The sequence below is a fragment of the Paracoccus sp. C2R09 genome (assembly GCF_018860625.1).
Lineage (GTDB): Bacteria > Pseudomonadota > Alphaproteobacteria > Rhodobacterales > Rhodobacteraceae > Paracoccus.
The window spans coordinates 23378-30146 of sequence record NZ_JAHKQB010000026.1; the positions used below are offsets into that span (position 1 = coordinate 23378).

The 6769-nt window shown below is 57.4% G+C and carries 5 protein-coding genes; all 5 read left to right on the forward strand.

Features of this window, described 5'->3' with window-relative positions:
• The first annotated feature begins 50 nt into the window (after positions 1-50).
• The 5 genes from KO490_RS10275 to KO490_RS10295 all read left to right on the forward strand — a co-directional run bounded on the left by KO490_RS10275 (position 51) and on the right by KO490_RS10295 (position 6259).
• Complete coding sequence (locus tag KO490_RS10275) at positions 51-1160, forward strand: recombinase RecT (protein WP_216019334.1); 1110 nt, start codon at positions 51-53, stop codon at positions 1158-1160.
• Positions 1161-1219: 59 nt separating this feature from the next.
• Positions 1220-2188, forward strand: coding sequence for a lambda-exonuclease family protein (locus KO490_RS10280; protein WP_216019335.1), 969 nt, complete (start codon positions 1220-1222; stop codon positions 2186-2188).
• Positions 2189-2253: 65 nt separating this feature from the next.
• Positions 2254-3249, forward strand: coding sequence for an AAA family ATPase (locus KO490_RS10285; protein WP_216019336.1), 996 nt, complete (start codon positions 2254-2256; stop codon positions 3247-3249).
• Between the two features lie 78 nt (positions 3250-3327).
• The gene (locus KO490_RS10290; RefSeq protein WP_216019337.1) at positions 3328-4479 is read left to right on the forward strand and encodes a DUF3150 domain-containing protein; all 1152 of its coding nucleotides are present in this window, start codon (positions 3328-3330) and stop codon (positions 4477-4479) included.
• The gene (locus tag KO490_RS10295) at positions 4400-6259 is read left to right on the forward strand and encodes a hypothetical protein (protein WP_216019338.1); all 1860 of its coding nucleotides are present in this window, start codon (positions 4400-4402) and stop codon (positions 6257-6259) included. Before KO490_RS10290 ends, KO490_RS10295 begins: the two co-directional genes overlap by 80 nt.
• Positions 6260-6769 lie beyond the last annotated feature (510 nt).

The following is a 6769-nucleotide window of genomic DNA, read 5'->3' on the forward strand; positions in this document are numbered from 1 at the left end:
AAATTTCCCATCAGGGGGGGTTTCCCCTCTTTTTTTTACAGGAGAGACCCATGAATACCCCCCGTATCCCCTACCCGACCGAACGAGCGCAGTCCCGCGGCATCGACAAGCAGCAATGGGGTGTCCTCATTGGCACCACTTTCGCCAACACGGTGAATGGCGACTCCATTCTTCAGGCTTGGGATCTTGCCAAGATGCGTGGTCTCGATGTCTTCGGTGGCCATGTCGCTATCGTGAAGCAGTCTCGCTATGACCGGACTGCTGGCGGCTATGTCGATTACGAAGTCTGCTGGCTGACCGTCAAGGCGCTCATCTTCCTTGCGCACAAGACAGACAGCTTCGCGGGCATCGACGAGGTAAAGTTCGGAACTGTCAGGTCAAGGACCTTCGAGGGCAGCAAGCGCAATAGAGGTGGCCAGAACCAAGCTGCTTCCGTAACTCTCGAAGTTCCCGACTTCGCTACGGCGACGGTCTACCGCTTCGTCAAAAGCGAGCGCTGTGCGTTCACCGATACTGTCTATTTCGATGAAGCTGTCGCACTCAGCCAGGGTCTCCCGAACTCCGTTTGGGAGAAGAAACCCATGCTGATGCTTGCCAAATGCGCCAAGGTCGCAGCCTTACGGCTCGGTTTTGCGGAATGCGACTATGCCGCCGAGGAAATGGATGGTCAGCCCGAAACGGCAGATATCATTCCCTCCCAAACGCAGCACGAACATTCCGATCTGTCTGCTCAGGGTCGGCCCGATACGCAGGCGCCGGCCAATCTCAATGCACAAGCCATCGGATCGTCATCGGCTTTCGGTGTTAGCGTTGAAGACTTCTTGTCGCTTCCAAAGGACGCATTGAGCTGGCTCGACCGCAACCTGGAGACTGCTGCCGAAATTGGCGCGATCGACCAGACCATGGTAGCCATGAAGGAGAGCCTTGATCGCAGCTGTCACAAGCTTGGTCAGGATCTGCTGGGAGCTTTGTCCGTCATGGCAAGCGACCCCAAGTTCCCTGTGATGTGGGACTACATCAAGGGTGCTCGTCAACATGGGAACGTAGCTTGCAACAAAGCCAAGGGCAGTTTTGTCCGCCAGGCCAATGCCGGAGCGATTTCCCATGATGTCTCTAAGGCGGCAGCTACCTTGCTGACCTTCATGCAGGCTGCAGCCTGAAACCCGCAAGGGGGCTTCCCCCCTCTCGGGCGGCCCCCTTTTCAATTCGGAAGGGTGCCATGAAGCTGATCAATTTGCAGCAATCCACGCCGGAATGGCTGGAGTGGCGCAGGGGCGGTATCACCGCATCTGACATCTCCTGCCTCTTCGGCAACAATCCCTACAAGACCGAATGGCAGTTATGGGCTGAGAAACGCGGGCTTCGCGCCGAGGATGACCTGGAGGGAAACCCCTATGTCCGCCGCGGCAAGATGTTCGAATTCATGCTACGCGAAAGGATCGCGGCTGATCGCAAGGTCGGCTTGATCCCGGTATGCGCCGAGCATGACACCATGAGCCAGATCAGGGCGTCCTTGGACGGTATCGACTCGTCCCGCCGCCCCTGGGAACTCAAGGTGCCATCACCAGGCAATTACCAGGCTGTTGTGAAGAGCGGTATCAACAGCGAGCCTGCCCAACGCTATCTTCCGCAACTCCAGCATCAATTGCTGGTGACGGATGCGGCCGAAGGTTTCCTCGTTTTTGGCGACATCGACGAGGAGGCTCAGACGCCCGAGGTCCGGGACTACAAGATCTTCATCGTTCCGGCCGATCCAGCCTTTCAGAATGACATTCGCCTCCGTGCGGAAGCTTTTCTGCAGGCTGTGGCAAGCGGAAAAGAACCGTCGAAGGATCCCAAGCGCGATCTTTACGCCCCTCAATGCGCCATTGACGCATATGAGTGGCAGAAATGCGCTGCGAAACTTCGGCCTCTGCTCCATCAGAAGGCCGCTCTGAAGAATGCTCTGTTGGAGATCGACAGGGCTATCACTCAGGCATCAACGCCCATGCTGAAGCTACTCGGCCAAAACAAGAAGGGCCAGTTCTCGGGGGTTCGCGCGACACATGTCGAGCGTTCCGGATCCGTCAACTGGCGCGATCTGGTGAAGTCCCTTGGGGCAGATCCAGACGATGAACAGACTGTTGCCCCGTACCGCAAGGCCGGGACCAGTCATGTGCAGGTCACGACGCTCGACTTGCCTGAATAACTCCATCCCAACGGGGAATATCCCGTTGTGGGGGTATTCCCCTCTCGATCGAAAGGGCTATCCCCATGACCAATCTCCCCGCTGGCTATCGCGCCGCTATCAACTGGCAGTCGGTTCCCGCTTCCGTTTCCGAACTGTTCAGCATTTCGGCGCCCGGTAAGGTCCCGGTGTATCATCACAACGATCAATTCGTTCAGAAGACCTCCGAGCACTACCGCTTCAACAAGGACCAGCTTCGCGGCCTCCTTGCCTATCTCTTCTCCGCTTCGAAGGGCGATGCGCTTCTTGTGCATGGCCCATTCGGCGCGGGCAAGACTTCCATGATCCGAGAAGTCCTGGGACGCCTGAAATGGCCAACCCTGATGCTTTCATGGAGCGAGAAATCCGACTCCTTCGAGTTGATCGGCAGGCAAGGCATTCAATTCGGTGACACCGTGTTCGAATATGGCCCCCTTGCCCTTGCCGCTAAACTTGGGCTGGTGCTGGTGATCAACGAGATCGATCGCGGCCGCGCAGGTGATCTCGTCGCCCTGAACGATGTTCTGGACGGCGGCAACCTCGTGATCAAGGAAACAGGCGAGGTCATCGAGCCTCATGCCAATTTCCGCGTGATCTGCACGGCGAACTCCGCCGGCAGTGGTGATCTGACGGGTCAGTATGTTGGCTCCGTCCGCCGCCTCGACCCCGCCTTTCTCGATCGTTTCGCGATGATCAGGGTAGGCTACATGGAGCAGTCTGACGAACTCGACCTGCTCATGCTCCAGTTTCCGGACTACGCGCGCAAATCAAGTCACTTCCTCACGAAGCTGACCAGTTTTGCCATGGAAACCCGCAGCAAGGCCGTAGATGTTGCTGAGCCTCTCAGCAATCCCATCTCGACCAGGGCACTCATGCGAACGCTGAATCTAGGCCGCAGCATGGGGCTTCTTCGCCGTATCGGGGAAAGCGATTTCTCCGTGAAGGAGGATCTCCTTCCCGCCCTCGACCTCTCGTATCTCAACCGCCTCTCAGCGGACGAGCGCGAGGCAGCGGTTACGGTTCTCGATCTCAATATGGGCTGATCACGGCCCGAGACACCCTCACGGGGAGCAATCCCCGCCAGGGGGGCATGCTCCCCTTTTTCCATTCAGGAGGAAGCAATGAGCATTCAAACCACCACTCTCGACAAGATTGCCATCGTCGACCTCGGATTCACGATCTGGTCTGGCGCGAAAGCGCTCGAACCATCGGATTTCGTGAATATCGACGCAAGCGACCTGCCATCCTCTCGTGTCGCCAGCTACGGCCGTAAGAACCTAATCGACAGGGATGCCTTGCAGCCATTCAAGCAGATCCGGACCAAGGCCGAACGCGCATGCGCGCGGGTCGGTACCCGGTTGCTTGGGGGATATGCTGTCCCGCAGGACAGTATCGACCAGATCGGAACCGAGCTCGAAGACTGCTGCGCCGAATTCGACCTGGCGCTGGAGACCTTCCTGACCGGCTACGACGACATGATTGAGGATTGGATCAATTCCAACCCTGACATGGCAGGCCCGCTGCGCCGCGCTGTCCTTCCAAGAGCTGTAGTAAAGTCGCGTTTTCGCGCTTCGTTCAGGATCTTCGAGGTCAATGCTTCGCCGCGAGACCGCACCAACTCGATGGCGAGCGTCGGAAACGATCTGCTCGACAGCGTGCTGGCGCAGGTCGTTACCGCCTTCAAGTCCCACGTGGAGAGCAAGCGCGGAAATCCGAATGCCTCCTACCGTGTCGAGGTTCGTCAGACAGTCACCGACATGGCCGCGAAGCTGAAGCGTTTCTCGTTCATCGAACCCACGGGTGGTATGAACTTGCTTGCCGACAGGCTGATGGCTGCCGCTCAGGGCAAGGGAAAGATTGCCGGTCAGGAATTCCTGACCCTATATGGTCTTCTTTCCTCACTGCGCAGCGTTGCGGAAGTCAAGGCGCAGTTCGAGCAATATGCTCAATCTGCTCCTGCACCCGCACCGGCAACTGTCACGACAGCCGAGGGCCCGGCCGCAGCATCCATACCCAAGGATGGTGCAGCACTTGGTGCCAATTCTGCCCATTCGGGTTTCGAGCCTTCGCAGTTCTCCGTCGATCAACTGGATGTCCATTCCAGCGAACCGGCCGAGGCGCACGAAGCTCAGGAAGCATCCAGAACGTCCAATTTCCACAGTCTCGAATTCGGGGATGTGGAAGAGGAGACCAATGGAGGATCCGAAGAACCTGAAATGCAGCCGCAATCGGATCCCGGTCAATCGGCCTGGGTCGCTGATTTCAGCTGGTAACTCATCGACTGCCCTCGTTCGGGGGCAGTCACCCACCCTTGCGGGTCACCCTCCCGCTTGGTGGGGGCTGATCCCGTATATCATTGTGGAGATCATTCGGATGACTACCGAACACACTATCGACTATGCGAAAGTCTCGATGAAGTTGGCATCCCTGCTCGGTCGCAAATACCGGGTCAATATCATCTTCTCGGGTGATGATGCGAGGACGGACGGGACCACCATCTATCTTCCCCATTGGGATTTCAGTGATCCTCGGAAACGGAATGCGCTCTACGGCCTTATCTTCCACGAAGCTGCCGGTCATGTGCGCCATACCGATTTCACGGCGCTTCAACAGTACTCTCGCAACAGGCTCAACAGCTCGCCGAAGCATCCCAATGCACTTTGGCATGCGGCGGCCAACATTCTCGAAGATATCCGCATCGAGCGGCTTGGGCTCCAACTCTACCCAGGTGCCAGGTCCTACCTCAACTCAGTTTGCAGTCTTATCTTCGAGGACTATCCCGACGCGACGACGCTGGACAATCATTGGTCCCTGGCGCTCAACTGGTCCATCCTGAACTTCCGGTTGCGGATCCTGAACCAAAAGGTTCTCGCTCACCATGCCGGGCTCTACCAGCAAGCGGCGTCCAGCTATTTCGGGGAAGCAATGCTCTCCCAGGCATTCGAGATTGCGCACCGTGCCGCACTCTCGAAATCCACGCAGGACGTATTGCACTGTGCCGAAGAGCTGATCCTCGTTTTCGACCAAGCGCTTCCCGATAAGCAACCCGAACCGCCGCGGCCCCCGCAGCAAGGCGGCTCTAAGGGCGCTCAGCCGCAGGACGGACAGCAAGGTGGCTCCGAGGGCACTCCGGCGCAAGAAGGGCAGCAAGGCGGGCCTGCTGAGCCCAGAACGGAACTTAGCAAAGACCTTCCTTCCACCAGTCAGTACAGTATCGCTGAGTGTGTGGCCAAAAAGGGTGCGGATCCTAACAATACAAGCAGCTCGGCAATCGGCTACATCGACCCCGCCAATCAGGGTGTCGGCTCCAATAAATCATCCTCGACATCCGGGGATGATGTGACCGATTCCATGCGGGCGGCATTGTCGTTTCGTCAAGGAATCATTGGTGCCGTTTCACCCATGCTTTGTGGGGACTGCGAGTATTCGGCGCCCCGCCGTCATGGTCGAGGCATCGATCCGAGGCAACTAACACGCACCAGGACCGACCACGATCCGAAGATCTGGCGCAATCTACAGGTCGAGGATGATCAGAGCGTTGCAGTTCAGATCCTGCTCGATACATCGGGATCCACTCGGAACAACAACGTTCTGATCGAAGGGAAAAAGGCAGCTCTTGGACTTGCCTCGGCTCTGGAACAGTTCCCCATGGTCGAAACCGCGATTTCGCATTTCCCCGCGAAAGTGACTTCGCATGTCGCGTTGGCGCCGTTCCTCAAACCTTTTGATCGTCCGGTCAGCGCGAGCTTGACCGGGTGGCCTCAACCGAGTGGAGGAACTCCCCTGGAAATCGGTTACAGGGCAGCAGGCTTCAACTTCCTTCTTTCCGAGAAGGAGCGGAGGATCCTGTTCGTCGTGACCGATGGAAAGCCTGATTCCGTCCATGCTGCCCAGATCGCGAAAACATGGCTTTCGCGGCTGAACGTCGAAGTCTTCGGTGTCGTCGTGGGCGAGGGATCTTACCCCCTCGAACTTTTCGACGACTCGATTGTGATTGCTACGGCGTCCGAGCTACCTCGGGCGATCCTTGCTTTGACACAGCGCAACATTTGACGGCCATTCCAGACCGTCCATCGAGCGTACCGACACTGACTACCTAACCTGAAAACGGGCATCGCAATTCGCGATGCTCGTTTTCTTATGGGCTGCACAACTACCTTCCCCACGAGCATGGAACGCATATTATAGGTACAATTATTCAATACTTCCGGTTAATCCTTAGGAGAAATAGGTGCCAAAAACTGCCATTCTATTGCTTATAGGCGTGCTTCCCCTGCCCGCTTACGCGAGTGATCCAACACAGGCGTCCCCCCCTACCCTCTCTTCAGCCATCGAAGCAGCTGCAAGCCTCTACGCTTCCCTCGACACTCACGATCCCTATCGACCAATACACCTCAGCAGCCCCGCCCCAGAGATGGCTGACATCTATGCGTCACTCGACGAGCGACTTCCACCAATGCAGATCTACAGCTTCGATGCTGCCTCGCTGAACGATGATGTTGCACCCAACCTACCGTCTTCCTTTGCCCCCGGATCACCCGAGGATGAACCGCTCCGGGTTTG